This window comes from Bradyrhizobium sp. CCBAU 53340, assembly GCF_015291645.1.
Taxonomy (GTDB): Bacteria; Pseudomonadota; Alphaproteobacteria; order Rhizobiales; family Xanthobacteraceae; genus Bradyrhizobium.
Genome location: NZ_CP030055.1, coordinates 6,049,923 through 6,074,169, shown reverse-complemented (window position 1 = coordinate 6,074,169; position 24,247 = coordinate 6,049,923). Strand labels below are relative to the sequence as shown.

Annotated in this window: 23 protein-coding genes; 13 read left to right on the top strand and 10 right to left on the bottom strand. The window is 63.6% G+C overall.

Annotated features, from left to right (window positions below; all coding sequences use genetic code 11):
• Positions 1–176 precede the first annotated feature (176 nt).
• Entirely contained in the window at positions 177–1,340 is a 1,164-nt protein-coding gene (locus tag XH89_RS28675) for an HlyD family secretion protein (RefSeq protein WP_194463709.1), read from the top strand.
• Entirely contained in the window at positions 1,337–2,950 is a 1,614-nt protein-coding gene (locus XH89_RS28670; protein ID WP_194463708.1) for a DHA2 family efflux MFS transporter permease subunit, read from the top strand. Before XH89_RS28675 ends, XH89_RS28670 begins: the two co-directional genes overlap by 4 nt.
• A 219-nt stretch (positions 2,951–3,169) precedes the next feature.
• Here XH89_RS28670 and XH89_RS28665 read toward each other — a convergent pair whose 3' ends face one another.
• On the bottom strand, positions 3,170–3,634 hold the full coding sequence (locus tag XH89_RS28665) for a helix-turn-helix domain-containing protein (RefSeq protein ID WP_194463707.1): 465 nt from the start codon (positions 3,632–3,634) through the stop codon (positions 3,170–3,172).
• 152 nt (positions 3,635–3,786) lie between these two features.
• On the opposite strand from XH89_RS28665, the gene XH89_RS28660 reads away from it, so the two are divergent.
• From XH89_RS28660 to XH89_RS28645, 4 genes are all read left to right on the top strand, one after another.
• Positions 3,787–4,524 carry an SDR family oxidoreductase gene (locus XH89_RS28660; RefSeq protein WP_194463706.1) on the top strand — a complete coding sequence of 246 codons (738 nt, stop codon included), beginning with the start codon at positions 3,787–3,789 and terminating at the stop codon, positions 4,522–4,524.
• A gap of 65 nt (positions 4,525–4,589) precedes the next feature.
• On the top strand, positions 4,590–5,591 hold the full coding sequence (locus tag XH89_RS28655; protein ID WP_194463705.1) for a nitronate monooxygenase family protein: 1,002 nt from the start codon (positions 4,590–4,592) through the stop codon (positions 5,589–5,591).
• Positions 5,592–5,698: 107 nt separating this feature from the next.
• On the top strand, positions 5,699–6,118 hold the full coding sequence (locus XH89_RS28650) for a hypothetical protein (protein ID WP_194463704.1): 420 nt from the start codon (positions 5,699–5,701) through the stop codon (positions 6,116–6,118).
• A 317-nt stretch (positions 6,119–6,435) separates the two neighbouring features.
• Positions 6,436–8,001, top strand: coding sequence for an alkaline phosphatase (locus XH89_RS28645; RefSeq protein ID WP_194463703.1), 1,566 nt, complete (start codon positions 6,436–6,438; stop codon positions 7,999–8,001).
• Here XH89_RS28645 and XH89_RS28640 read toward each other — a convergent pair.
• Positions 7,998–8,219 (bottom strand): hypothetical protein, encoded by a 222-nt coding sequence (locus XH89_RS28640; RefSeq protein WP_194463702.1) that lies wholly within the window; start codon positions 8,217–8,219, stop codon positions 7,998–8,000. The two genes, XH89_RS28645 and XH89_RS28640, sit on opposite strands and share 4 nt — an antisense overlap.
• Before the next feature lie 258 nt (positions 8,220–8,477).
• Here XH89_RS28640 and XH89_RS28635 point away from each other — a divergent pair, with 258 nt between their 5' ends.
• Positions 8,478–9,296 (top strand): aldo/keto reductase, encoded by an 819-nt coding sequence (locus tag XH89_RS28635; protein WP_194463701.1) that lies wholly within the window; start codon positions 8,478–8,480, stop codon positions 9,294–9,296.
• A 144-nt stretch (positions 9,297–9,440) separates the two neighbouring features.
• On the opposite strand, the gene XH89_RS28630 is transcribed toward XH89_RS28635, so the two are convergent.
• On the bottom strand, positions 9,441–10,904 hold the full coding sequence (locus XH89_RS28630) for a M20/M25/M40 family metallo-hydrolase (RefSeq protein WP_194463700.1): 1,464 nt from the start codon (positions 10,902–10,904) through the stop codon (positions 9,441–9,443).
• 285 nt (positions 10,905–11,189) lie between these two features.
• On the opposite strand from XH89_RS28630, the gene XH89_RS28625 reads away from it, so the two are divergent.
• Both XH89_RS28625 and XH89_RS28620 read left to right on the top strand, forming a co-directional pair.
• Positions 11,190–11,633: a CBS domain-containing protein gene (locus XH89_RS28625; RefSeq protein WP_194463699.1), complete on the top strand. Its 444-nt coding sequence runs from the start codon at positions 11,190–11,192 to the stop codon at positions 11,631–11,633.
• 210 nt (positions 11,634–11,843) lie between these two features.
• Positions 11,844–12,815 carry an MBL fold metallo-hydrolase gene (locus XH89_RS28620; protein WP_194463698.1) on the top strand — a complete coding sequence of 324 codons (972 nt, stop codon included), beginning with the start codon at positions 11,844–11,846 and terminating at the stop codon, positions 12,813–12,815.
• 230 nt (positions 12,816–13,045) lie between these two features.
• Here the strand turns inward: XH89_RS28620 and XH89_RS28615 are convergent, their stop codons facing one another.
• Both XH89_RS28615 and XH89_RS28610 read right to left on the bottom strand, forming a co-directional pair.
• Positions 13,046–13,267: a hypothetical protein gene (locus XH89_RS28615; protein ID WP_194463697.1), complete on the bottom strand. Its 222-nt coding sequence runs from the start codon at positions 13,265–13,267 to the stop codon at positions 13,046–13,048.
• A 184-nt stretch (positions 13,268–13,451) separates the two neighbouring features.
• Entirely contained in the window at positions 13,452–13,904 is a 453-nt protein-coding gene (locus XH89_RS28610; protein WP_194463696.1) for a hypothetical protein, read from the bottom strand.
• 158 nt (positions 13,905–14,062) lie between these two features.
• On the opposite strand from XH89_RS28610, the gene XH89_RS28605 reads away from it, so the two are divergent.
• The gene (locus XH89_RS28605) at positions 14,063–14,338 is read left to right on the top strand and encodes a helix-turn-helix domain-containing protein (RefSeq protein ID WP_194463695.1); all 276 of its coding nucleotides are present in this window, start codon (positions 14,063–14,065) and stop codon (positions 14,336–14,338) included.
• Here the strand turns inward: XH89_RS28605 and XH89_RS28600 are convergent.
• Together XH89_RS28600 and XH89_RS28595 are read right to left on the bottom strand one after the other, a co-directional pair.
• Positions 14,335–15,567, bottom strand: a complete 1,233-nt coding sequence (locus tag XH89_RS28600; protein WP_194463694.1) for a PLP-dependent aminotransferase family protein — start codon at positions 15,565–15,567, stop codon at positions 14,335–14,337. The two genes, XH89_RS28605 and XH89_RS28600, sit on opposite strands and share 4 nt — an antisense overlap.
• A 286-nt stretch (positions 15,568–15,853) precedes the next feature.
• Complete coding sequence (locus XH89_RS28595) at positions 15,854–16,390, bottom strand: DUF3124 domain-containing protein (protein WP_371825181.1); 537 nt, start codon at positions 16,388–16,390, stop codon at positions 15,854–15,856.
• 272 nt (positions 16,391–16,662) lie between these two features.
• Here XH89_RS28595 and ribB point away from each other — a divergent pair, with 272 nt between their 5' ends.
• The 3 genes from ribB (at position 16,663) to XH89_RS28580 (ending at position 20,178) form a co-directional block, all read left to right on the top strand.
• Complete coding sequence (gene ribB, locus XH89_RS28590) at positions 16,663–17,739, top strand: 3,4-dihydroxy-2-butanone-4-phosphate synthase (protein WP_194463693.1); 1,077 nt, start codon at positions 16,663–16,665, stop codon at positions 17,737–17,739.
• A gap of 133 nt (positions 17,740–17,872) precedes the next feature.
• Positions 17,873–19,087 (top strand): acyl-CoA dehydrogenase, encoded by a 1,215-nt coding sequence (locus XH89_RS28585; RefSeq protein ID WP_188100342.1) that lies wholly within the window; start codon positions 17,873–17,875, stop codon positions 19,085–19,087.
• Between the two features lie 167 nt (positions 19,088–19,254).
• Positions 19,255–20,178, top strand: a complete 924-nt coding sequence (locus tag XH89_RS28580) for an MBL fold metallo-hydrolase (protein WP_194463692.1) — start codon at positions 19,255–19,257, stop codon at positions 20,176–20,178.
• A 7-nt stretch (positions 20,179–20,185) separates the two neighbouring features.
• On the opposite strand, the gene XH89_RS28575 is transcribed toward XH89_RS28580, so the two are convergent.
• From XH89_RS28575 to XH89_RS28565, 3 genes are all read right to left on the bottom strand, one after another.
• Positions 20,186–21,043 carry a DUF1499 domain-containing protein gene (locus tag XH89_RS28575; RefSeq protein ID WP_194463691.1) on the bottom strand — a complete coding sequence of 286 codons (858 nt, stop codon included), beginning with the start codon at positions 21,041–21,043 and terminating at the stop codon, positions 20,186–20,188.
• Positions 21,044–21,239: 196 nt separating this feature from the next.
• Positions 21,240–22,427, bottom strand: a complete 1,188-nt coding sequence (locus XH89_RS28570) for an ABC transporter substrate-binding protein (RefSeq protein ID WP_371825238.1) — start codon at positions 22,425–22,427, stop codon at positions 21,240–21,242.
• A 171-nt stretch (positions 22,428–22,598) separates the two neighbouring features.
• Positions 22,599–24,227, bottom strand: coding sequence for a fatty-acid--CoA ligase (locus XH89_RS28565; RefSeq protein WP_194463689.1), 1,629 nt, complete (start codon positions 24,225–24,227; stop codon positions 22,599–22,601).
• Between the last annotated feature and the right edge of the window lie 20 nt (positions 24,228–24,247).

Here is a 24,247-nt window from a genome sequence, read left to right as displayed (position 1 = left end):
CCTGCGCGCATGCCATTGGTGAAGCGCGGCAGGAACAGTGCTGCGCATCTTTCCATGCAATGCCTTCACGAATGAGAGTGGTGCTCCCGCGAGCCGGAACCATGCATTGAGGCTGCGGTTGGGCTGTCGGCGTGTGCGCATGGCGCCAGTCAAAAATCCCGATCGAGGTATTCGCAGTGGATGCTCAAACCCGGGTGCGTGGGCCGTCCGCGGAGCAGCCGCAGAAGGTGGAAGCTCCAAAGACTTCGCCTGATGCCAAGGACCAGACCAAGCACGAGAGCAAGGAGCAGAAGCCGGACAAGGCTCTGACGCTGCGTGAGCAGATTTCCGAGCACTGGCTGCTCGCAACGGTCGGCGCTATTGTGCTGATCGCGACTTTGGTCGGCGGGCTAATCTATTGGCTCCAGGTCCGGCACTACGAATCCACGGACGATGCCTTCGTCGCCGCGCGCAGCTTTTCCGTGGCCTCGAAGGTCGGCGGCTATGTCACCGATATTCCGGTCAGCGACAACCAGCATGTCAATGCCGGCGATCTCCTCGCCCGGATCGACCAGCGCGACTATCGCATCGCCGTCGATCAGGCGCTGGCGCAGGTCGAGGTCTCCAAGGCCAACATCGCCAATGTCGAGGCGCAGATCGATTCCCAAACGGAGCAGATCAAGCAGGCGCAGGCGCAGCTCGAACAGGCCCAAGCCCAGCTCCAGTTTTCGCAGGAGGAGTTCAACCGCGCACAGGATCTGGTCGAGAAGGGCGCCGGCACCGTGCAGCGTCAGCAGCAGACCCGCTCCGACCTCCAGTCGCAACAAGCCAACACCGAGCGTAGCAAGACCGCGGTGGCCGTTGCCCAGGTCGGGATCAAGACGCTGCAGGCGCAGCTCGAAGGCGCCAAGGCGCAGCTCCAGCAGTCGCAGGCGCAACTCGACCAGGCCCGGTTGAACCTGCAATACACCAGTGTTCCCGCAGCCCAGTCCGGCCGCGTCGTCAAGCTATCAGGGGCGAAGGGCACGTTCGTCACGGCAGGCCAGAGCCTGATGATGTTCGTGCCGGACGATGTCTGGATCGTCGCCAACTACAAGGAGACCCAGCTCGCCGACATGCGGCCGGGTCAGCCGGTCGAGATCCGCATCGATGCCTATCCCGGGCGCAAGCTGACGGGCCATGTCGATTCCGTCCAGCCGGGCTCCGGCACCGCCTTTAGCCTGCTGCCGGCGGAGAACGCCACCGGCAACTACGTCAAGGTGGTGCAGCGCGTGCCGGTGAAGATCGTGGTCGACAACTGGCCGGCTGATTTGCCCGTCGGTCCCGGCATGTCGGTCGTGCCCTGGACCAGGGTGCGATGACCGACACGACGCAAGCACCCGCCGGCGGCTGGTCGCCGGAACGCTCGGCCGCAGGCGGACACAATCCTTATCTCATCGCCTTCGTGGTTTCGATCGCGACCTTCATGGAGGTGCTCGACACCACCATCGCCAATGTCGCGCTGCGCCACATCGCCGGGGGTCTCGCCGTCGGTATCGACGAGAGCACTTACGTCATCACCAGCTATCTCGTCGCCAACGCCATCGTGCTGTCGATCTCGGGCTGGCTGTCGACCGTGATCGGCCGCAAGCGCTTCTACATGATGTGCGTGGCGACGTTCTCGGTGGCCTCGTTGCTCTGTGGCTTCGCATGGAATCTGCAGGCATTGGTGCTGTTCCGCATCCTGCAAGGCCTTGGCGGCGGCGGCATGGCCACCAGCGAGCAGGCGATCCTGGCCGACTCCTTTCCGCCGCAAAAGCGCGGCCAGGCCTTTGCCATCTACGGCGTCGCCGTGGTCGTCGCGCCGGTGATCGGTCCGACGCTCGGTGGCTGGATCACCGACACCTACAGCTGGCACTGGGTGTTCCTGATCAACGTGCCGATGGGGCTGCTCTCGCTGTTCCTGGTCGGCACGCTGGTCAAGGAGCCATCGGGCGCGGAGGAGGAGCGGGAGAAGCTGCTGAGCAAAGGCCTGCGCGTCGACTATGTCGGCTTCGCACTGGTCGCGATCGGGCTCGGCTCGCTCGAATACGTGCTGGATGAAGGCCAGCGCAACGACTGGTTCGGCTCCAACATGATCGTCACCTTCGCGGTGCTGTCGGCGGTGTCGCTGCTCGCGCTGATCCCATGGGAGCTGACGCGCGATGAGCCGATCATCGATCTCCGCCTGCTCGGCCGGCGGCAGTTTGGCGCCTGTTTCCTGGTCATGCTCGGCACCGGCGCGGTGCTGATCTCGACCACGCAGCTCCTGCCGCAACTGCTCCAGACCGAGCTGAACTACACGGCGCTGCTGGCCGGTCTTGCGCTGTCGCCCGGCGGCATCGCGACGCTGATGCTGATGCCGGTCGTGGGCCGGCTGGTCGGCTCGGTGCAACCGAAATATCTCATCATGTTCGGCGCCGCGGTGGTGGCATTCTCGATGTGGCATCTGACGGGGCTCAATGGCGACATCACCTACGGCTACGCGGCGCTGGCCCGCATCTTCCTTGCGATCGGCCTTCCCTTCCTGTTCCTGCCGGTGACGACGGCCTCCTATGACGGCGTGCCGGCTGACAAGACCAACCAGGCTTCGGCGCTGATCAACGTCGCCCGCAACATCGGCGGCTCCATGGGCGTGGCGCTGGCGCAGACGATCCTGGCGCAGCGCCAGCAATTCCATCAGAGCCGCCTGATCGAACACGCAGCGCCATCCGACCTCGGCTATCAGCAGAGCATCGATACGATGACGCGCTACTTCCAGGCCCAGGGCTCGAATGCCAGCGATGCCGCCTCGCAGGCGGTCGCTTGGGTGGGCAGGACCCTGCAGCAGCAGGTCGACTTTCTCGCCTATATCGACGTGTTCTGGACACTCGCGATCGTCGCCGTGCTGATGATCCCGACCGCGGCCGTGCTGCGCCCGATCGATCTCGGCGCGTCAGCGCGGGGACATTGAGCGGGGACGGTGTGGATCGGTGTCACCGCAGCTACTATTTTTGTCCCGTCACCCTGAGGTGTGAGCGGCGCGATGCATCGCATCGCGCCGGGAGCCTCGAAGGGCGACGGCCCGGCTGCATCTCGGCCGTTCATCCTTCGAGGCTCACCCAGCGGCGCGACTGCGCCACTGGGATCGCACCTCAGGATGACGGAGCTTGCGGCCTGGACTCGGCGCCAGTCACCCCACCGCTCCCTTCCGCCCCGGCCCCGCATGCACATGCACCTGCTTCGCGTGCAGCACTTCGCCGCATTCCGAGCATACCATCACCGGGTCGAACAGCTTGCCGCAGCTCTTGTGCTCGTGCAGCAGCGGGCGGCCGCGCTCGTCGCCCATGTGGGTGTCGCCCCAATGCACCATCGCCATGATGACAGGATAGAGGTCGAGCCCCTTCTGCGTCAGGATGTACTCGTAGCGTTTCGGCGACTCGGAATAGGGGACGCGGCGCAGGATGCCGAAGCGCACCAGCTTCTTCAGCCGCTCCGAGAGCAGATGCCGCGTGATCTGAAGCGAGGACTGGAACGCCTCGAAGCGGCGCACCCGCAGAAAACAGTCGCGCAAAATCAAGAGCGTCCAGCGGTCGCCGACCACCGCGACGGTGCGGGAGAGCGAGCAGGACTCCTCATCCAGCGTATCCCACTTCATGATCCTGTCTCCGGCCTAAGTCTGAAAAAGGAACTGATTTGAATGACAAACGCAATTTCTGCCGTAAGCTAGCACTCAGGCCGATCATTTGACAGTTCTATTTTAGAACTATAGCCTCCGGCCCAACCACGCTCTCACCGGAGGAGGCGACCTTGCCCAAGCGACATGCGACCGCGGCCGTGATCGGGGCCGGTGATTTCATCGGCTCCGAGATCGCCAAGAAATTCGCCGCCGAAGGCTTTTCGATCTATGCGGGCCGTCGCAACGGCGACAAGCTCGCACCGCTGGTGAAGGACATCGAGGCAGCCGGGGGCGAGATCCATGCGCGCTCGCTGGACGCGCGAAAAGAGGAGGAGGTCATCTCCTTCCTCAACGATGCCGACAGCCACGCGCCGCTGGAGGTCTGCATCTTCAATGTCGGCGCCAACGTCAATTTCCCCATCCTCGACACCACCGAGCGCGTCTTCCGCAAGGTCTGGGAGATGGCCTGCTATTCCGGCTTCCTCGCAGGCCGCGAGGCGGCGCGGCTGATGCTGCCGCGCGGTCGCGGCAACATCTTTTTCACCGGTGCGACGGCGTCCTTGCGCGGCGGCAGCGGCTTTGCCGCGTTCGCCAGCGCCAAGTTCGGCCTCCGCGCCGTGGCGCAGGCGATGGCGCGCGAGCTCGGGCCGAAGAACATCCACGTTGCCCATCTCATCATCGATTCAGGCGTCGACACCGAATGGGTGCGGCAGCGCAGGCTCGAGGCGCTCGGGCCGAACGCACTCGACAATCCTGATCTGCTGATGCCGCCATCGGCGGTTGCGGATTCCTATTGGCAGCTCTACCAGCAGCCCAAGAGCGCCTGGACCTTCGAGATGGAGATCCGCCCGTTCGGTGAGAAATGGTGACTGCCGCGCAAAAGTCCGACTAGACTGAGCGCAACATCAAGCGAAATTCCGGGGAGGAGAATGAAGTGAAGACCGCGATCACCGAGCTGTTCGGCATCGAGCATCCCATCATCCAGGGCGGCATGCATTTCGTCGGCTTTGCCGAGCTGGCCGCCGCTGTCTCCAATGCCGGAGGCCTCGGCATCATCACCGGCCTCACGCAAAAGACGCCGGAGCTGCTCGCCAAGGAGATCGCGCGCTGCCGCGACATGACCGACAAGCCGTTCGGCGTGAACCTGACCTTCCTGCCGACCTTCGCGGCGCCTCCCTATCCGGAATACATCGCCGCCATCGTCGAGGGCGGCATCAAGGCGGTGGAGACCGCGGGCCGCAGTCCTGAGCAATACATGCCCGCATTGAAGGCGGCCGGTATCAAGGTGATCCACAAATGCACCTCCGTGCGTCATTCGCTGAAGGCCGAGCGGATCGGCTGCGACGCCGTCAGCGTCGACGGTTTCGAGTGCGGCGGCCATCCCGGCGAGGACGACATTCCCAACATGATCCTGCTGCCGCGCGCGGCGGAGGAATTGAAGATCCCGTTCGTCGCCTCCGGCGGCATGGCCGACGGGCGCAGCCTGGTCGCGGCGCTATCGCTGGGTGCGGCCGGCATGAACATGGGCACGCGCTTCATCGCCACCAAGGAAGCCCCCGTGCATCAGAACGTGAAGAACGCGCTGGTCTCCGCGACCGAGCTCGACACCCGCCTGATCATGCGGGCCCTGCGCAACACCGAGCGCGTTCTGAAGAACGCCAATGTCGACCGCCTGCTTGAGATCGAGCATGCCAAGGGCGATAAGCTCACCATCGACGACATCCACGACCAGGTCGCGGGCGTCTATCCCAGGATCATGCTGGAGGGGCAGATGGATGCCGGCGCCTGGAGCTGCGGCATGGTCGCAGGTCTCATCCACGACATTCCCTCCTGCAAGGAACTCATCGACCGCATCATGGCGGAAGCGGAACAGATCATCCGTAACAGGCTGATCGGGTTCCTGGATGGGACGGGTGCGACGCGAAAGGTCGCCTGACACCGCCTAACTTCTTAACCACGGCCGCATTTGGCCGCTGGAAATGCACGCGGCGCCTCCTAAATAGGAGTAAATTACTCCTTAACAATCAATTTCAGGAGGCGTCCGTGGTCCTGAAAAGCGTTCCGTGTGCGGTTGCCATTGCCCTCGTGCTCGCAGTGGGCGGTATCGCGCGCGCTGACGACTACAAGCCTGACGAATATCTCAGCCTGGATCTCTCCAAGGCCGTGCTGTCGCCGAAGCGGCTCGGACCGGAAACGCAATTCGCTCCCATTGCGATGGAAGCAAAGGACGGCAGCGAGGCGCAAGCTCGCGCCGAGCCGATCGACGTGCCGAAGAAGGTCGCGTCCGAACGCGTGCGCACGCCGGAGCCGAAACTCGCTCACACTAAGAGCATCCAGCCGCGCGGCGCAGCCCGCACCAAGCTCGCGCATCGCCATGGCAATCCGCTCGACGCGCAGGCGATGGACACCCGCATCCAGACTTGGCCGTGTCGTTCCGGCGGCATCTGCAACTGGAAGCACTAAGAACAGCACTCGGTCGCTTCATCTCGCTTGCAGCCCATCCTTCGAGACGCCCGCCGATGGCGGGCCCTCAGGATGAGGGCGGAGCACGCGGCTGCAATTTAAGCGGAGTCAATGCTGCTTAGCCTCATCCTGAGGAGACCGCGGAGCGGTCGTCTCGAAGGACGAGGCGCTTGCTCCTGGCAGACGCCAAGAAGCCGCCGCCACATCTCGCCCGTCACCTCCGCGTCGCAAAACCGTAGGCCTGGAGTCAAGGAAACGTAAGCCAGCCGTCAAACGGCGCAGGCACCTTCCGTCGCGATTCGACGAAGGTCTCCTTGATGGCAACGCACCGCGCTTCGCGCGCATGGACCCGGCGGCAATTCCTGGTCCGTTCCACCTCCAGCCTCGCCATCGCTGCGCTCGCAAAGCCCGGCATCAGCCGCGCCGCCGACCGTCCGCAGATCGCGGGCGGCATCCAGTCCGGTGACGTCTCGGATGGCTCGGCCGTGATCTGGGCGCGTGCCGACCGGCCCGCGCGGATGCGGGTGGAGTATTCGACCGTCGAGAGTTTCAAGACCATCATCGCGTCCGCGTCGCATGATGCGCTGCCGGATGCGGACTTCACCGCCAAGCTGCAGCTCGACGCTCTGCCGCCCGGGCAGGACATCTTCTATCGTGTGCGCTTCGACGACATCGCGACCAGCATCGCGGGTGAAAGCCGCATCGGCCATTTCCGCACGACGCCGGTTGCCGGCCAGTCGGTCTCGTTCGTATGGTCCGGCGACGTCGCAGGGCAGGGTTGGGGCATCGACCTCTCGCGCGGCGGCTATCGCAGCTATCGCACCATGCTCGCCAACTGTCCGGATTTCTTCATCCATTCCGGCGATCACATCTATGCGGACTGCACGATCCCGTCCGAGCAAAAGCTGCCGAACGGCGAGGTCTGGTGCAATGTCGTGACCGAGGAGAAATCAGAGGTCGCGCACACGCTGGCCCAGTTCCGCGGCAACTACAAATACAACCATCTCGACGCGCATTTTCGCGCCTTCCACGCGCAAGTGCCGATGTTCGCGCAATGGGACGACCACGAGGTCACCAACGACTGGTCGCCGACCGGCAGCTATGACGCGGCCGGCTACGAGGATGACGGCACGCCGCGCCTGGTCGCGCGCGCCAGCCGCGCCTTCTTCGATTTCATGCCGATCCGGGATGTCGGCGCGCGCCACGGCCGGGTCTATCGCAAGATCGCCTACGGGCCGCTGCTCGACGTCTTCATGATCGACATGCGCAGCTATCGCGACGGGACCTGGAACACGGGCGACGATCATCGCGGCTGGATTCTCGGCGCCGAGCAGCTCGGCTGGCTGAAGCGGGAGCTCGCTGCCTCGCGCGCGACCTGGAAGGTGATCGCGGCCGACCTGCCGATCGGGCTGATCAGCCTCGATGCTGTCGCGCTCGGCGATGGTCCGCCTGATCGGCGCGAGCATGAGATCGCCGACATCCTGAGCGCGATCAAGCATGCGGGTGTCCGCAACATCGTCTGGCTGACCGCCGACATGCACTACACCGCCGCGCACTATTACGACCCGAACGAGGCGCAATTCCAGGATTTCGAGCCGTTCTGGGAGTTCGTCTCGGGCCCCTTGCATGCCGGCACCTGGGGACCGGGCGAGCTCGACAACACGTTCGGCCCCGTCGCGATGTACAGGAACGGCTGCAGCGAAGCCCAGGGCGAGAATCTCGCGCCCTGCTTCGGCCTGCAGTTCTTCGGCCGCGTCGACATCGACGGCGCCAGCGGCGTGATGACTGTGACCTTGAAGGACGTCGACAACCGCGACCTCTGGTCAGTCGATCTGGCGCCGCAGCCGCAGGCGCGCCCGGCCGTGGTGGCGCAGCATTCCTAGGGCATGCGCAGACCGATGCCGCCGCGCACGGGCCGGGCGGCAGGCTGCGGGGCCTCTGCGCGCGCGTTCATCCAGTCAGGTGCTCGCGGTGCGGCCGGCTGCCTGACAAAGAACTCACCCTGCTTGGGTGAGCCGGTATAGGCAAAGCCGTCGGCGTGCGCCGGAGCTGCACCGGCGAGCGCTGCCGCCAGCGTGGCCATCGTCAAAATCGTCCTCATGATCGTCTCCTGGTCCCGTACGGCCGGACTGACCGCGATGGCGAGATGGTGACAGGGGACAGCGATGATCTGAAATGCCGTTTGGCTGTGGCGGTGATGCCCGCCGGCTATCCTGCTGACCTGATCTTGATTTGGCCTTGTCCGGGCCGCGCGCTATAAAGTCCGCTCCCGCCACCTCTTTTCCATCACCAGAGAGTCTGCTCACGCGGCATCGCCGCGCGCACCCGGCGGGTTGAAATACCTCAGGGAGCCCGTTCAATGGACAATTTGAAAACACAGGGCATCAGCATGCCCAAGCTCGGCCTCGGCACCTTCCGCATGCAGGGAGATGTCTGCCGTGCTGCGGTTGAGAGCGCACTGTCGATCGGCTACCGCCACATCGACACCGCCGAAATGTATGCCAACGAGGAGGCGATCGGCGCCGCGCTGGCAGCAGCCTCCGTGTCGCGCGGCGAGCTGCACGTCACGACGAAGGTCTGGCATGAGAATCTGGTGCCGGATGCGATCCGCCGCGCCTTCGATGCCAGCCTGAAGAAGCTCAGGCTCGACCACGTCGACCTCTATCTCGTGCACTGGCCGTCGCGTTCGGCAAACTGGGGCGCGGTGTTCGAGACCCTGATGAAGTTGAAGGAAGAGGGGCGCACGCGCGCGATCGGCGTGGCCAATTTCACCACGGCGCTGCTCAAGATCGCGGTCGAGGACGTCAAGGCGCCGATCGCCTGCAACCAGATCGAATATCACGCGATGCTCGATCAATCGAAGGTGCTGGCTTATCTCAAGGCGCGATCGATCCCGCTCGTCGCCTATTGCCCGCTAGCACAGGGGCGGATTGCGACCGACCCGGTGCTCGCGGAGATCGGCGCCAAGCACAATGCAAGCGCGGCGCAAGTCGCGCTGAAATGGCTGCTCGACCAGGACGGCGTCGCCGCGATCCCGAAGGCCTCGCGCCGCGAGAGCCAGCAGGCCAATCTGGATGCGCTGAAGATCACGCTGGATGATGCCGATCGCAAGAAGATCGCAGCGCTTCCGAAGGACCGGCGCTGCGTCAATCCCGGCTTCGCGCCGGCCTGGGACTAGAGCGTGTACCCATGAGAGCGCTCATGTTGGCTTTCGGCGACAAGCAGAAATCCCATGCTTTATCAGGACATTTCTGCTTGTGACTCCAAGGCGGACGTTACGAAATTCGTGATCCTGACGACGTGGTTCATCCCACCTTTCGCATCAAAGCCCTTCCGTGTTCCGGATGAGCTGCGTGTAGAATCGAACGCCGTCCGCGAGCGCCTGCACCGAAATGCGCTCATTTGTGCCGTGTGCTCGCAACATCCAGTCCTGCTCATAGGCGAACGGCGTGAAGCGGAAGACATTTCTGGCGCCGGTCGCCGACCAATGGCGCGAATCGGTCGGTCCAGTGAGGAATGGCACTACGAGGGGTGGGTTTGGGCCGATGCTTTCCCGAACGCTCTTCGCGATTGCCGCAAAAGCGGGGCTGGATACATCAGAAATTGGCGAGGGATCGGATTGAATTCCACTCAGGAGCCGCACCTCGACCATCGTATCGTTAATCACCTCCCGGACCCGTTCGAGCACGCTGTTGATCGTGTCACCCTGTAGGATTTGGAAATTGACCACGGCCTTCGCTTCGTCTGGGAGGACGTTTTCCGTATTGCCGCCGCTTATGACCGTCGGCGCCGTCGTTGTGCGCACGAAGGTTGCCATTCTGGGGTCGCTAAGAAGCTGGTGAATGACGAGCGGCCGGAACAGCCACAAATTCGCCATCACGAGCCGGGTGCCAAAGGGCTGGGTCGGTGCGATCGTGGTGAGCATCTCAAGGGTTGCGCCATCGAGGCGGGTTGGAAACTGGTTCGCCTCCAGTGCCGCAATCGCGCGCGCAAGGCGCCCGATCTGGGTGGGGAACGTTGGTGTCGATGAGTGACCGCCTGACCCGTGCGCTGAGAGCTCCAACGAGACATAGCCCTTTTCCGCGATGCCGATCATCGCGGCAGCCGTCGCAAGCCCGAGCTGCCGGCCCTCGACGACGGCTCCGCCTTCGTCCAGCACCAGTGCTGGATCGCCGAGCTTGCGCGACCGCAGCAGCTTGACGATCTCTTTCGCACCATGCTCGCCACCAATCTCCTCGTCGTCACCAAGGGCGAAGTAGATCGTGCGCTCGGGTTTGTACCCCGTCTGAAGCAACTGCTCCGCGGCCTCGAAGAGTGCGATCACGGCGCTCTTGTCGTCGAGCGCGCCGCGACCATAAACATATCCGTTACTTATCGTCCCGGAAAAGGGCGCGTAGCTCCAGGTTGCTTCCGAACCGGAAAGAACCGGAACGACATCCAGATGCGCCATGAGGACGATCGGTGATTTGCTGCGATCTCTTCCCATCCACTCGTACAGGAGCGCATACTTGCCGACCCTCTGGCGGGCGAGGCGCTCATGCGTCAGCTTGTAGGTGCGGCTCAGGAAATCCTCGAGGCCTTGGAAAGCGGCACAGCTATCATCCTGCGCTATGGTCCGGAAAGCGATGGCCCCAGCGAGGTGATTAGCGGCGCTTGCGGCGTCCACCGCTATCGGCTCGCCGGGCTCAGCCACTGGTGTGCTGGTCATTTGGAACGTACGGACGACCACGACGAGCGCGCTCGTCACGATGAGCCCGAAAGCCAGCCCGACGAAAGTCCAAAACACTCGTCTCATGACCAAGGGACTGGAATCTCTTCGCGTGAATTCGAAGCATTCACTGGCGCGTTCACCAACCCGACCGATGAGGCAGGCTGATCGGTTTCAACCCCTGCGTCTTGACGCGGATCAAGCGTCTTGGCGGATTTCACTGTCTTTTCGTACTGGCCCATAGGCGAACTGCCCCCGCCCTGCCGGCGACATCGGCGCGGTGCTGACGAGGCAGGATATTTCGACTATCCTTCAATGCGGACCATCAGGGCGGGGCAGGACAGGGTCCACGAGAGGAGATCAATGAGCACGGTAAAAAACGCTCTGGCCCAGAAGAGTGGGGCCCTGATCCATGTTCGTTCCGGCGACATGGTCGTCGAAGCCTTGCGCCTGATGCGCGACAGCAGGGTCCGGTCGGTGCTGGTCATCGACGACGACGTGCTGGTCGGTATCGTGACCCAGGGTGACTGCGCCATCAAAGTTCTGCTGCCCGGGCTCGATGCGAAGCAGACGCCGGTGGGCCAGGTGATGACGGGCAACCCGGTGACGGTCAGGCCGGACGATCCGTTGGAGGGCTGCATGGCAATGATGGCTCAGCGCAGTTTTCGCCATCTGCCAGTGCTGGACGCGGGCAAGGTCGTGGGCGTGATCTCGGTCGGAGACGTCGTCAAGAACATCATCCGGGATTTGGAGCACAACGTGGACGACCTGATGGGCTACATCATGAAAGACGGCCCCGGGGGGTAACAGGCGAACCGCGGTGCCGCCCCCCCGCGTATGCCTGCTTGTGGGCCCTTAGCCGAACAAGCCTGAGGCTATCATGACGTCGGTGATCGGCGGCGAACCGGACGCGGGCCGTGCTTGCCTCGACCGCCGCTTGTGACCCCAAAGCCGACCTTGTGCAGTGCACATCCCCATTGATATGCTCGATCCATTCAGTCCGCGGGGGGCCGAACGATGTCCGATATCTCGCGTCGGGACGGGACACTTGGCGCAGCCGGTGCTTATGCCGCGTTTGGACTCGACAAGCCGATCACGTTTGTCGACGCGGCTCACGCTCACCAGTCCGTCACCCAACCTTTCCGCAAATACCGGGTCGGCGACATTGAAATCTTCTCTCTGATCGATGGCATGCGTGACGTTCCGCTGCGGGAGGGCATGGTCAGGAATGTCAGCGTCGAACAGGTCAAGACCGTGTTGCGTGGTGCCGGTTTTCCCGACAATCAGGCGCCCCTGCGGTTTATCGTCACGGCGCTCAAGCTGCGCGATCAAGTGGTCCTGATCGACTCGGGTACGGGCGGTCATTCGATTTATGGTGAGGGGAACGGCCGGCTATTCGAGAGCATGGCGGCGGCGGGCCTTGACCCCAAGGCAGTCAAGACGATCCTCATCTCCCATCTCCACGGCGACCACATTTATGGCCTCATGAACAATGAGAGCGATGCGCAGGTCTTCCCGGATGCCGACATCGTAGTGCCTGCTGCGGAATTGAACTGGTGGACGCGCCCGGGGGTCGAGTCGATCGATCTCGGACCGACGCGCAAAGGACTCGCCCGGCGAATTCAGGCCACGGTGGCGACTTGGAAAAACGTCAGGACCTTTGAGGGAGAACCAGAACTCCTGCCCGGTGTGCACGCCGTTCAGGCGCCCGGCCATAGCCCGGGAATGGTCGCGCATCTGGTCGCCTCCGGCAGCGAACAGTTCCTGATCAGCGCTGACGTCGTCAATCTTGCGCCACACATTGCAACAAATCCCGAGTGGCAGCTCGCTATCGACCAGGATCCGCAAATGGCTGTCGAAACGCGAAGGAAGATCTTCGATCGCGCGGTCGCCGACAAGCTCACCATTTCGGGTACTCACTGGCTGATGCCGAACGCCGGCACGCTGGCGAAGGATGGCAGCAGGTACGTATTCGTAGCCGAAGGGTAATATTCCCGCGACACTATCTGTTGGCAATTGGAACACGACTGCTGCTCGTAGCGGAGAACCGGTCGGCATCTGAGTCAGCTCTTGGGCCCATAGCCGAAGTAGATCGATGTCCGCTGTTCGGCCGCTATTGGAGCGGACGCGGCGGCTCATGAGTACATGCCTCGTCGTCTCTGTCGAATTGAACGCAAAGAAATGGCCCCGCGAGGGGCCATTTCCATTTGCGTTGCGCATTAGTAGTCCATGTGGTGATGGCCGTGCCTGATCACAACGACCCGGTCGTGATGATGCCAGCCGCGATGCCAGCCATAGTCGCGATGTTCGCGGAATTCGGCGCGCGCGCCGTACAGGCCGTGATGGCCGTGCCTGACCACGACGGTCTCAGCACTCGCCAGTGTCGGCGCCGCAACCGCGAGCGCACCCAAAGCGGCAACGACATAACCAAGCTTCTTCATGACTGTCCTCCTCCAATCGAATGCAAACTTAAACCGCGCATTCGCGGGAACGTTCCGGAGAAACCGGCAGAGAATTCTGAATGGATATTCAGGATCGGAGCATGATCCGGCAAAGTGCGCAGCGGTTTTCCCTCGCGACAAACGCGGAACGCGATTGCGCGGAGATCATGATCAATAACGATCCTCAGTCGCAGCGTTGTTGAGCAGGTGTCGGCGCGCCGGTCTTGACGTATCTGCCGTCTCGGATCGTGTATTCGCCGCGCTCGCTGCGATTGTAGATCGCGCGCAGATCGCCGTTCTTCGAAAGCATCAGTCCGAATTCGCGCGTTTGATGCAGCGACGGGAAGAACACCATCACATTGAGCAGGCCTTCGGCGTTCACCGTCGCGGATACCACCTCGTTCTCATCCCTGGCGTCGCCGAAATTGCGCCGGTACATCACTCGGCCGTCCTTCCGGATTTCGTAAGTCAGCAGCGCGCCCTTGTCGCGGTCGGGGCGGGCTGCGCAGTCGACCGCCCATGAGCCGAGCAGGCCCCATTGCTCGACCGTCGCCGCGAGCGTGTCGGCATGCCCAAGGGGGCTGAATGCAATCCAAAGCACCACCGCCGCAGTCCAGCGGCTCAAACAACGCGTCATGTTCTAAAAAGGCCCCGCCTCGAAGAATTCCAACTGTAGCATCCCGGTTGCACTCGTCCACGGCGGCTCGCGATCGCGCCCGAATTTGATCCGCGTCAATGAGCCCGTACGCTTCTGCGGTAGGATGGCGCCTTCCGAAGCGGAACGTGGATAGACCGATGCTGAACCAAGTGATGGATTTCGCGGGCGAGGTGCTGCCGGGTAGCCATGCGCTGCCGCCTTATTCCGAGACCGCGTTTCTGGCCGAACTGGGCGAGCGTTTGCGATCCTCGCGTGCCCGCTGCGAGCTGTCACGCCGGGAGCTCGCCCGCCGCTCCGGGATTTCGGAGCGTTATATCGCCCAGATCGAGGCCGGCAAGGGCAACGTTTCCATCGTCCTGCTGCTGCGACTGGCCTCCGCGATCCACGGTAGCCAGCCACAGGCAGCAGCCTAGGCCCGCTTCTCCACATTGGCACTGCGGGCCGGCACGCCGAACTCCTTGCGGCAGACTTCGGCCAGCACGGCCACGCCATCTCGGATCTGCTGATGCGAGGGGCTCGCAAAGCACAGCCGCAGGCGCGAGCTTGAATAGCCCTTGTTGGTCGACCATTCCGGCCCGGGATTGATCGAGACGCCGGCGGCGAGTGCGGCCTGGTAGAGCTTGAGCGTGTCGACCTGAGCCGGCAGCTTGACCCACAGGAAGATGCCGCCCTTGGGCTCCTCGAATTCGGCTGAAGTTCCGAATTGCTCGTTGAGGGCCTCCATCAGCGTGTCGAGCTTGGTGCGCAGCGCCCTGGTCAGAACAGGCACGTGGCTGGCGAAATGCGGATGGCAATAGGTGGCGAGCACCATCTGCTCCAGCGCGCCGGATCCCGCATCCGTCTTCAGTGCCAGCATCCGCGACATCACGTCCCAGGGCGCCACGATGAAGCCGACGCGCAGCGCCGGTGCGATCGACTTCGAGAACGAGCCGATATGGATCACGCCGCCATGCTGGCTCATCGCGTAGATCGCGGGCGGCCGCTGTCCCGACCACACCAGATCGGCATAGCAATCGTCCTCGAAGATGGGCACGCCATATTGGGCCGACAGGCGCAGCAGCTCGGTGCGGCGGCTCTCCGGCATGATGCTGCCGGTCGGGTTTTGCACGGTCGGGATGGTGTAGATGTATTTCGGCCGGATACCGCGGCCCTTCAGGTCGGCGAGCGTGGCGGCCAGCGCATCCATCCGCATGCCGTCCTCGTCGAGGGGAATGCCGACGGTGTTGACGCCCAGCCGCGTCAGCCGCTGCAGCGCTCCCTGATACGTCTCCTGCTCGACGATCACGGTATCGCCGCGCGACAGCAGCGTGCTGTTGACGAGGTCGAGCGCCTGCAGCGAGCCGGAGACGATCATGAGATCGTCGACCGTGCAGCGGATGCCGGCATCGCGCTTCAGTTTTGTCACCAGGAATTCGCGCAAGGGAACGTACCCCTGCGGGCCATGCGCCAGCCCGTAAGTGGCGAGCGAGCGCCCCTCGCGTTGCAGGGCCTGGTTGGCGGCCTCGATCAGCTCGTCGAGCGGAACCTGCTCGGAATCGTTGTTGCCGCCGACAAAGCTGTATTTGGCAAGGCCGGTCCAGCGCGCGGAAGGGGCCGGCAGCCCTGCAGCAAACAGGGGCGCGAAATCGAAGCTGGACGTCATGGGAGCGCTCCTCGTTGTTCTTATTGAGCGTTGTTCTTATTGGGCGGTCGGCCTGGTGCCGGCCGGGCGGCGCGATGTCGAGGATATCATCATGCCAGTGTTTTGCCCGACGCGTCAAACGGAATTCGTAAAATCCGTATCTTTATCGGGCGTATCAACAGGGCCTTGATTTGACTGGCACGGCTACTGTGCATGGGGTTGTTTTCGCGATTTCGATTCGAGGTCGCGACAACGCTGGCTCAAAGCCGCGGCCGACGTCCTCGATGCGGGCCGCTTCGGACCTGCTTTACTTCTTGCCGACAGTCCTCGTTGGACGGCCCTGGCTGATGAAAGCGTAATGCGCATTGGCGACGCCGCCAACCATCAGGGCCTCGACCACGGGCTCGGCGATCTCGCCTGTGGCGGCCCAATCGACGATGAAATTGGCGCCGGTCCCGCCGCGCACGTCGTCGGTCGGAATGACGACCGTGATGGTGGCGAGCGGCTTCAGCGCGACCGGCGCTTTCAGATAGCTCTCGACCTGCTTGCCGGCGGTGTCGAAATAGGCGATGCGCCTGATCACCAGTGCTTGCGTCTCCGAGGCGTTGTGGACGCTCAGGGTCACCGAAAAATCGACCCGCAGCTTGCCCTGGCTCATCGCGACGCTGGAATAGGCCGGCACGTAGAAGCCGCCGGAGACCGCGAGCTCGTCCTTCGGCATGGCCGTGAGCGAGCCGGCGGAGATCTGTTCGATATCGACCTTGCCCTGTGCGCGCGCCGGCATGACCAGGACAAGCGGGCACAGGAGGCCCGCGAGGAGAGCGAGGAATCTCATCTGGTGCATTGTCCGTTTCACCCTTCGCGTCATTTGTCCGGCAGCCATGGTCCTGACTACCCTATTGCCGGGGATTGCACAGCTCCATTCGGCGCGGGGCGGGTCTGGGCCAGGGGAAGGCTCGGACACCTTCCGCGCGCCCCGGCCGCGCCTATATGGCTGGTATCCGCGGTACAGGGTCTAGGGCCGGTCCGGACGGCATATGCGGTTGCGGCCAGGGCACTAGCGCACGGATCGGAGTCCGGCTAAGCCTCCCGCCCACACCATCAAGAGATTGGGACATGCCCGATACCGTCCAGGAAGTTTTGCAGGCCTTTGCCAAGGGCGAGCTCGTCGTCGTGACCGACGACGAGGACCGCGAGGGCGAGGGCGATCTGATCGTCGCCGCCTCATTCTGCACGGCGGAAAAGATGGCCTTCATCATCCGCCACACCTCCGGCATCGTCTGCGCGCCCATCACCACCGAGGATGCGCGCCGGCTGCGGCTCGATCCGATGGTCGCCCACAACGATTCCGCCCACACCACGGCATTCACGGTCTCGATCGACTACAAGCCCGACGGGGGCACCGGCATCTCGGCCGAGGAACGCGCCTCCTGCTGCCGCGCGCTGTCCAATCCCAATGCCGGCGCCAACGACTTCGCCCGCCCCGGCCACATCTTCCCGCTGATCGCCAAGGATGGCGGCGTGCTCTTGCGCTCCGGCCATACCGAGGCCGCGGTCGATCTCTGCAAGCTCTCAGGGCTTCCGCCGGTCGGCGTCATCAGCGAATTGATGAACGACGACGGCAGCGTGATGAAGGGCGAGCAGGTCGCCCAGTTCGCCGCCAGGCACAAGCTGAAGCACGTCACCATCGCCGACATGATCGCCTATCGTCAGGCGCGCGAGAAACTGATCGAGCGGGTCTCGACCTTTACGACCGATAGCCCGATCGGGCCGCTTCAGGGCTATGCCTACCGCTCGCCGTTCGATTCCATCGCCCACGTCGCCTTCGTCTATAATGGCGTCGGCGACGGCAAGAACGTGCTGACGCGCTTTCACAAGCCGAACATCGTCAAGGACACCTTTACGGGCCACAAGCGCATGGCGGCCGTGCTCGAGCACTTCAAGAAGTCGGGCCGCGGCGTGCTGGTGTATTTGCGCGATGGCGCCGCCGGCGTTCCCGTCTCGCCGTTGCCGGATGAGACGGCGACGGAAGCCGACCGCAACCGCCAGTGGCGCGAGGTCGGTGTCGGCGCGCAGATCCTGCGCGATCTCGGCGTCACCTCGATCCGCCATCTCACCTCCTCGGTGCACGACTACAAGGGCCTGTCGGGCTTCGGCATCGAGATCGTCGCCAACGAGCAGCTTGAAAGCTGAGACGGCGTGTCGCTCCGGGTTCGCGCTTTGCGCGCCGCGGAATGACCGAACCAGGATGCATTTGCACTTGTTGCCGCGGCGCATTAATTTGTCCGGCAATTTTTAGACGGAACCAGACCCGAAAGGACGTTTCATGAGCGTGCGCCCTCAGACCAAGGACAAGCCGGCTGCGGCTTCCTTCCAGTGGGACGATCCGTTCCTGCTCGACGAGCAGCTCACCGAAGACGAGCGCATGGTGCGCGACACGGCGCGCGCCTACGCCCAGGACAAGCTGCTGCCGCGCGTCACCAAGGCCTATCTGGAAGAGAAGACCGACCGCGAGATCTTCAACGAGATGGGCGAGCTCGGCCTGATCGGCATCACGCTCCCCGAGGAATATGGCTGCGCCAACGCAAGCTACGTGGCTTACGGCCTAGTCGCGCGCGAGATCGAGCGGGTGGACTCGGGCTATCGCTCGATGAACTCGGTGCAGTCCTCGCTGGTGATGTATCCGATCTACGCCTATGGCGACGAGAACCAGCGCAAGAAGTATCTGCCGAAGCTCGCCAGCGGCGAGTGGGTCGGCTGCTTCGGCCTGACCGAGCCCGACGCCGGCTCCGACCCGGCCGGCATGAAGACCCGCGCCGAGAAGGTCTCGGACGGCTATCGCCTGACCGGCAGCAAGATGTGGATCTCGAACGCGCCGATCGCCGACGTGTTCGTGATCTGGGCCAAGTCGGCCGAGCACGACAACCAGATCCGCGGCTTCGTGCTGGAGAAGGGCATGAAGGGCCTCTCCGCGCCGAAGATCGGCAGCAAGCTCTCGCTTCGTGCCTCCATCACCGGCGAGGTCGTGATGGACGGCGTCGTGGTCCCCGAGAGCGCGCTGCTGCCCAACGTCTCCGGCCTCAAGGGCCCGTTCGGCTGCCTCAACCGCGCCCGCTACGGCATCTCCTGGGGCGCGCTCGGCGCCGCCGAGGACTGCATGCATCGCGCCCGCCAGTACACGCTCGACCGCAAGCAGTTCGGCAAGCCGCTCGCCGCGACCCAGCTGGTGCAGAAGAAGCTCGCCGACATGGAAACCGAGATCGCGCTCGGCCTGCAGGGCTCATTGCGCGTCGGCCGCCTGATGGACGAGGGCAAGTTCGCGCCCGAGATGATCTCGATCATGAAGCGCAACAATTGCGGCAAGGCGCTCGACATCGCCCGCGTTGCCCGCGACATGCACGGCGGCAACGGCATCTCGGCCGAATTCCACGTGATGCGCCACGTCCATAACCTCGAGACGGTCAACACCTACGAGGGCACCCACGACGTCCACGCCCTGATCCTCGGGCGCGCGATCACTGGCATTCAGGCGTTTTTCTGAGCGCGCCGGAATGCCGACGTGGTTGATATGCTCCGCTGTCATCGTCCGCGAAAGCGGACGATCCAGCATCCCAGAGACCTCGCCTTCGTATCGACCGCTGCGGCGTACTGGATACCCCGCTTTCGCGGGGTATGACGAAGGGCGGAGCGGTACGCATAGGAAGTCTCATGTCCGACAACGACGACGTCCCGTTCAACCGCAACTTTCCGCTGAAGGCCGGCGTCGTCGAACAAGTCCGCCCCGGCGTGCGGCGGGTGCTCTGTAACAATCCGAGCCCGTTCACCTTCACCGGCACGGTCAGCTACATCGTCGGCACCGGCAATGTCGCGATCATCGATCCAGGTCCTGATGATGAGGCCCATGCGGCCGCGCTGCTCGACGCTGTCAGGGGCGAGACGGTGAGCCACATCTTCGTCACCCACACCCACCGCGACCACTCGCCCAACACGGCGCGGATCAAGCAGGCAACCGGCGCGCCTGTCTATGCCGAGGGCCCGCACCGCGCCTCGCGCCCGCGCTTCGAGAGCGAGAAGCACAATCCGGAATCCGGCTCCGACCGTGACTTCACGCCCGATATCAGGATCGCCGATGGCGACGTCGTCGAAGGCGACGGCTGGCGGCTGGAGGCCGTGGCGACGCCTGGCCACACCGCCAATCATCTCGCCTTCGCCTGGCCCGAGCGGAAGTTCAATTTCGTCGGCGACCACGTGATGGGGTGGTCGACCTCGATCGTAGCGCCACCCGACGGCTCCATGATCGACTATATGGACTCGCTCGACCGGCTCGCTGCGCGGGAGGAGGATCTGTATTTCTCCGGCCACGGACCTGAGATTCCTGAGGGCCAGCGCTTCGTGCGCTTCCTGGTCCGCCACCGCAAGGCGCGCGAGGCGTCGATCCTGCACCGCCTCGCCAAGGGCGAGGCCGACATCCCGACCATGGTCCGCGCGATCTATATCGGTATCGATCCCAGGCTGACCACGGCCGCCGGCTATTCCGTGCTGGCGCATCTGGAAGATCTCGTCGCGCGCGGAATTGTCGCGACGGATGGCGATCCCGTGATTGGCGGGACCTACCGGATGGCGAACGTCTAGCTCGCCGTCACTTCTTCACGGTCTTCGCCGGCGCCTTGGGCGGCGGCGCCACCGGGGTCTTCTTCGCCGGCTTCAACGCATCGGCATCGGCTGCGGTGTTGAGATCGTCGGTGAATTTCGTCACGCGCGCGGCATTGCTGCCGAGGTCGCTGTCGAAATAGCGGGAGGCCGAGCGGATATCGACGCGGGAATCGTCGCCATCAGGCACGACCCTGATCGAGATGTCCTCGCGAAACCCCATGATCGGCGTACGCGCCACCGCCTCGATCCGGCCCATGCGGCGCGGTGGCTGCGGTTCGCGTTCGTCGATGATGGTCCATTTGCGCTTGATGACGAGTTGACGCGCGATCGCATAGGCGCGGTCGACGGGGATCTCGAGCTCGATCGGCTCGATATCAGGATAGAACTGGCGCTGCCGCTCCGCCGAATAGAGACCGGCATAAACGGCAGTGTTGGTGCCATCCCCGGTGCGCAGGCGCGACAACGCGTCGAAGCGCGGCGGGTCGATCGGGTCGGTGGTGATGTCGTAGATATGCGGCAGCTTGTTGTAGAGCATGGCCTGATAAGCGGGATAGGCGAGGATCGCCCCGTCGATCAGGAAAGCGAGCAGGATGCGCGCCATGCCGCGCGAGCCGTTCTGCCAGATCGCAGCAAAGCCGGCGAGCCCGAACAGGATGGACAGCCCGGCGATCGCCAGCCCGCCGAAGAAGGTGGCCAGCGCCGGCTTCATCTCCAGGAAGTCGAAGCGGACGATGATGATCGATACCACCACCGTCACCACCGCGAACACGGCCAGATTGCGCGCCCAGGTGGCGAGGCTGGACACGGGCTCCGACTGATAGGGAGCGGAAAACCTGCGGGCCATGTCGTTCCATCACCGATGTGAGTCGCCGGTTGAGGGCACGGGCGACGGGAGTAAGTTGACCTAACCCATTTTCCGCAGGCCTGTGAAGCGGTTTATCCCCTGTTCTGAACCCGTGAAAGGCCGGGGCAGCCCTACCAGCAGAAAGAGGCGCACCGCAAGTGCGCCTCTCATGCAACTGCTGATTTGGGGCCAGGCTTCAGTGCGTGACCAGCGGGCAAGCCGAGTCCGACAGCTTGCCGAAGGCCTCCTCGCCGGACATGGTCTGCACCAGCTTGTAGTAGTCCCAAGGCTGCTTGGATTCGTCGGGCTTCTTCACCTGCATGATGTACATCTCATGCTCCATCAGGCCGTCGGCGCGGATCTTGCCGTTGCTGGTGAACATGTCGTCGATCTTCATCTTCTTGAGCTCGGCCATCACCTTGTCGGCGTCGGTCGTGCCGGCAGCTTTGACCGCATTGAGGTAAGTCGTGGTGGCCGAATAGTAGCCCGCCTGGTTCATGGTGGGCTCGCGCTTGGTCTTCTCATAGTAACGCTTGGCGAAGGCGCGGGTCTTGTCGTTGAGATCCCAGTACCAGCCGGTGGTGAGATAAAGGCCTTGCGCGGTCTTCAGCCCGAGGCTGTGGATGTCGCTGATGAAGGCGAGCAACGCGGCCGGCTTCATCGTCTTGCCGATGCCGAATTCGTCGGCGGACTTGATCGAGTTGGTAAAGTCGTTGCCGGCATTGGCGAGGCCGAGCACTTGCGCACCCGAGTTCTGGGCCTGGAGCAGATAGCTGGAGAAGTCGGAAGTCGAAAGCGGCACGCGCACCGCGCCGACCACCTTGCCGCCATTGTCCTCCACGACCTTCGAGGCGGATTCCTGCAGCTGCGTGCCGAAGGCATAGTCCGCCGTCAGGAAGAACCAGGTCTTGCCGCCCTGCTTCACCATGGTCTTGGCGGTACCGTTGCCCAGCGCCGTGGTGTCGTAGACGTAGTGCACGGTGTAGGGCGTGCAGTCCTTTCCGGTCAGCGACGCACCAGCGGCGCCGATCGCGATGAAGGGGATTTTCTTCTCCTTGGCGACATTGTTCATCGCCAGACTGACGCCGGTGTTCGAGCCGCCGAGGATCATCGTGACGCCATCGCGGTCGGCCCATTCGCGGAATTTCTGCGCACCGACGTCAGGCTTGTTCTGATGATCCGAGACCATGAACTCGATCTTGTTGCCGAGGACGCTGCCGCCGAAATCCTCGATCGCCATCTTGGCTGCTTCGACGCCGCCAGGGCCGATCACGTCGGCGTAGAGGCCGGACATATCGTCGATATCGCCGATCACGACCTTGTTATCAGCCGCTTTTGCGGCGGTGATGGCCGCCATCGAGGCGGCCAGCAGCCACGGCAGCATTCGCAGCGAAGATATTTTCATCTTGAACGTTCCTCTTATTGGTCTGGAGTGCGGCGCGACGTTAGGGAGGCGCCGGGGCGGCTCCAATTGGTCTTTGGTCGCGTGGCTGCAAACGAAAAGGCCCCTGCGCGATGGCGCAGGGGCCGAATTCGACTTGGCACTCGTCGGGCCTTACGCCGCCGCGTTCGGGAAGCGATATTCCTTGAACTGGTCGCGTAGCGCGGTCTTCAGGATCTTGCCGGTCGCGGTATGCGGGATGCCGTCGACGAAGGCGACGTCATCGGGCATCCACCATTTGGCGATCTTGCCGTCCATGAATTTCAAGATGTCCTCGCGCGTGGCCTGCTGGCCCTGCTTGAGCTGCACGATCAGGAGCGGCCGCTCATCCCATTTGGGATGGAAGACGCCGATCACAGCGGCTTCCGCCACGGCCGGGTGGCCAACCGCGAGATTCTCGAGGTCGATCGAGGAGATCCATTCGCCGCCGGACTTGATCACGTCCTTGGAGCGGTCGGTGATCCGCATATAGCCGCCCTCGTCGATGGTCGCGACGTCGCCGGTGTCGAAGAAACCTTCCTCATCGAGGATGTTGGTATCGACCCGATAATAGGCCTTGGCGACGGCCGGTCCCGAGACCTTGAGGCGGCCAAAGGTCTGGCCGTCCCAGGGCAGCTCCTTGCCGGCATCGTCGGTGATCTTCATTTCGACCGCGAAGGGCGCATAACCCTGCATCTGCAGCACGTCGAGCCGGGCCTCGCCGGTCGCATCCTGGAACGGCGGTTTCAGCGCCGCGACGGTGCCGATCGGGCTCATCTCGGTCATGCCCCAGGCGTGGCGCACGTTCGAGCCCATGTCGAGGAAGGCCTTGATCATCGAGCGCGGCATCGCCGAGCCGCCGCAGATCACCATCTTCAGATGCGGCAGCTTCAGGTTATTGGCGGTCATGTGCTGCAGCAGCATCAGCCAAACCGTCGGCACGCCGGCGGTGTGCGTCACTTTCTCGGTCGAGAGCAGCTCGTAGACCGAGGCGCCGTCGAGCTTGGCGCCGGGCATCACCAGCTTGGTGCCTTGCGAGGGCGCGGAGAAGGCGATGCCCCAGCTGTTGGCATGGAACAGCGGAACCACCGGCAGCATCGTCTCCGAGGCGCTGGTGCCGAGCGCGTCGACATTGTTGGCCATCAGCGCGTGCAGCACGTTGGAGCGATGCGAATACAGCACCCCCTTGGGGTCGCCGGTCGTGCCTGACGTGTAGCACATCGCGGCCGCCGTGTTCTCGTCAAAGTCCTTCCATTTGAATTCGCCGTCGGCCTCGGCGATCCAGTCCTCGTAGGCCACGACGTTCTTCAACGTGGTCTCGGGCATATGCGCCTTGTCGGTGAGGATGACGTACCGTTCGACGCTCGGCAGCTTGTCGGCGAGCTTCTCAACGACCGGCACGAAGGTGAGGTCGACCATCACGATGCGGTCCTGCGCATGGTTGATGATCCAGGCGATCTGTTCGGGGAAAAGCCGGGGATTGACGGTATGGCAGATGGCGCCGATGCCCATGATGCCGTACCAGACTTCGAGATGGCGCCAGGTGTTCCAGGCGATCGTGGCGACGCGGTCGCCGAGCTTGATACCGTCGCGCTCCAGCATCTGCGAGACCTTGAGCGCGCGCTTGTGGATTTCGGCATAGGTGGTGCGATGGATCGGTCCCTCGACCGATCGCGTGACGACCTCCTGCTTGCCGTGAATCCTGGCGGCGTGTTCGATGATCCGGTGGCAGAGCAGGGGCCAATCTTGCATCAAACCGAGCATTCAGACGTTCCTCCGAGAAA

Coding starts and splice junctions, on each gene's coding strand:
- XH89_RS28625 (WP_194463699.1), top strand. CDS start 11,190: ATGAGCACGGTAAAAAACGCTCTGGCCCAGAAGAGTGGGGCCCTGATC.
- XH89_RS28600 (WP_194463694.1), bottom strand. CDS start 15,567: ATGACGTCCAGCTTCGATTTCGCGCCCCTGTTTGCTGCAGGGCTGCCG.
- XH89_RS28585 (WP_188100342.1), top strand. CDS start 17,873: ATGAGCGTGCGCCCTCAGACCAAGGACAAGCCGGCTGCGGCTTCCTTC.
- XH89_RS28565 (WP_194463689.1), bottom strand. CDS start 24,227: ATGCTCGGTTTGATGCAAGATTGGCCCCTGCTCTGCCACCGGATCATC.
- XH89_RS28670 (WP_194463708.1), top strand. CDS start 1,337: ATGACCGACACGACGCAAGCACCCGCCGGCGGCTGGTCGCCGGAACGC.
- XH89_RS28645 (WP_194463703.1), top strand. CDS start 6,436: ATGGCAACGCACCGCGCTTCGCGCGCATGGACCCGGCGGCAATTCCTG.
- XH89_RS28570 (WP_371825238.1), bottom strand. CDS start 22,427: ATGCTGCCGTGGCTGCTGGCCGCCTCGATGGCGGCCATCACCGCCGCA.
- XH89_RS28610 (WP_194463696.1), bottom strand. CDS start 13,904: ATGACGCGTTGTTTGAGCCGCTGGACTGCGGCGGTGGTGCTTTGGATT.
- XH89_RS28615 (WP_194463697.1), bottom strand. CDS start 13,267: ATGAAGAAGCTTGGTTATGTCGTTGCCGCTTTGGGTGCGCTCGCGGTT.
- XH89_RS28605 (WP_194463695.1), top strand. CDS start 14,063: ATGCTGAACCAAGTGATGGATTTCGCGGGCGAGGTGCTGCCGGGTAGC.
- XH89_RS28575 (WP_194463691.1), bottom strand. CDS start 21,043: ATGGCCCGCAGGTTTTCCGCTCCCTATCAGTCGGAGCCCGTGTCCAGC.
- XH89_RS28665 (WP_194463707.1), bottom strand. CDS start 3,634: ATGAAGTGGGATACGCTGGATGAGGAGTCCTGCTCGCTCTCCCGCACC.
- XH89_RS28580 (WP_194463692.1), top strand. CDS start 19,255: ATGTCCGACAACGACGACGTCCCGTTCAACCGCAACTTTCCGCTGAAG.
- XH89_RS28620 (WP_194463698.1), top strand. CDS start 11,844: ATGTCCGATATCTCGCGTCGGGACGGGACACTTGGCGCAGCCGGTGCT.
- XH89_RS28640 (WP_194463702.1), bottom strand. CDS start 8,219: ATGAGGACGATTTTGACGATGGCCACGCTGGCGGCAGCGCTCGCCGGT.
- XH89_RS28595 (WP_371825181.1), bottom strand. CDS start 16,390: ATGCACCAGATGAGATTCCTCGCTCTCCTCGCGGGCCTCCTGTGCCCG.
- XH89_RS28635 (WP_194463701.1), top strand. CDS start 8,478: ATGGACAATTTGAAAACACAGGGCATCAGCATGCCCAAGCTCGGCCTC.
- ribB (WP_194463693.1), top strand. CDS start 16,663: ATGCCCGATACCGTCCAGGAAGTTTTGCAGGCCTTTGCCAAGGGCGAG.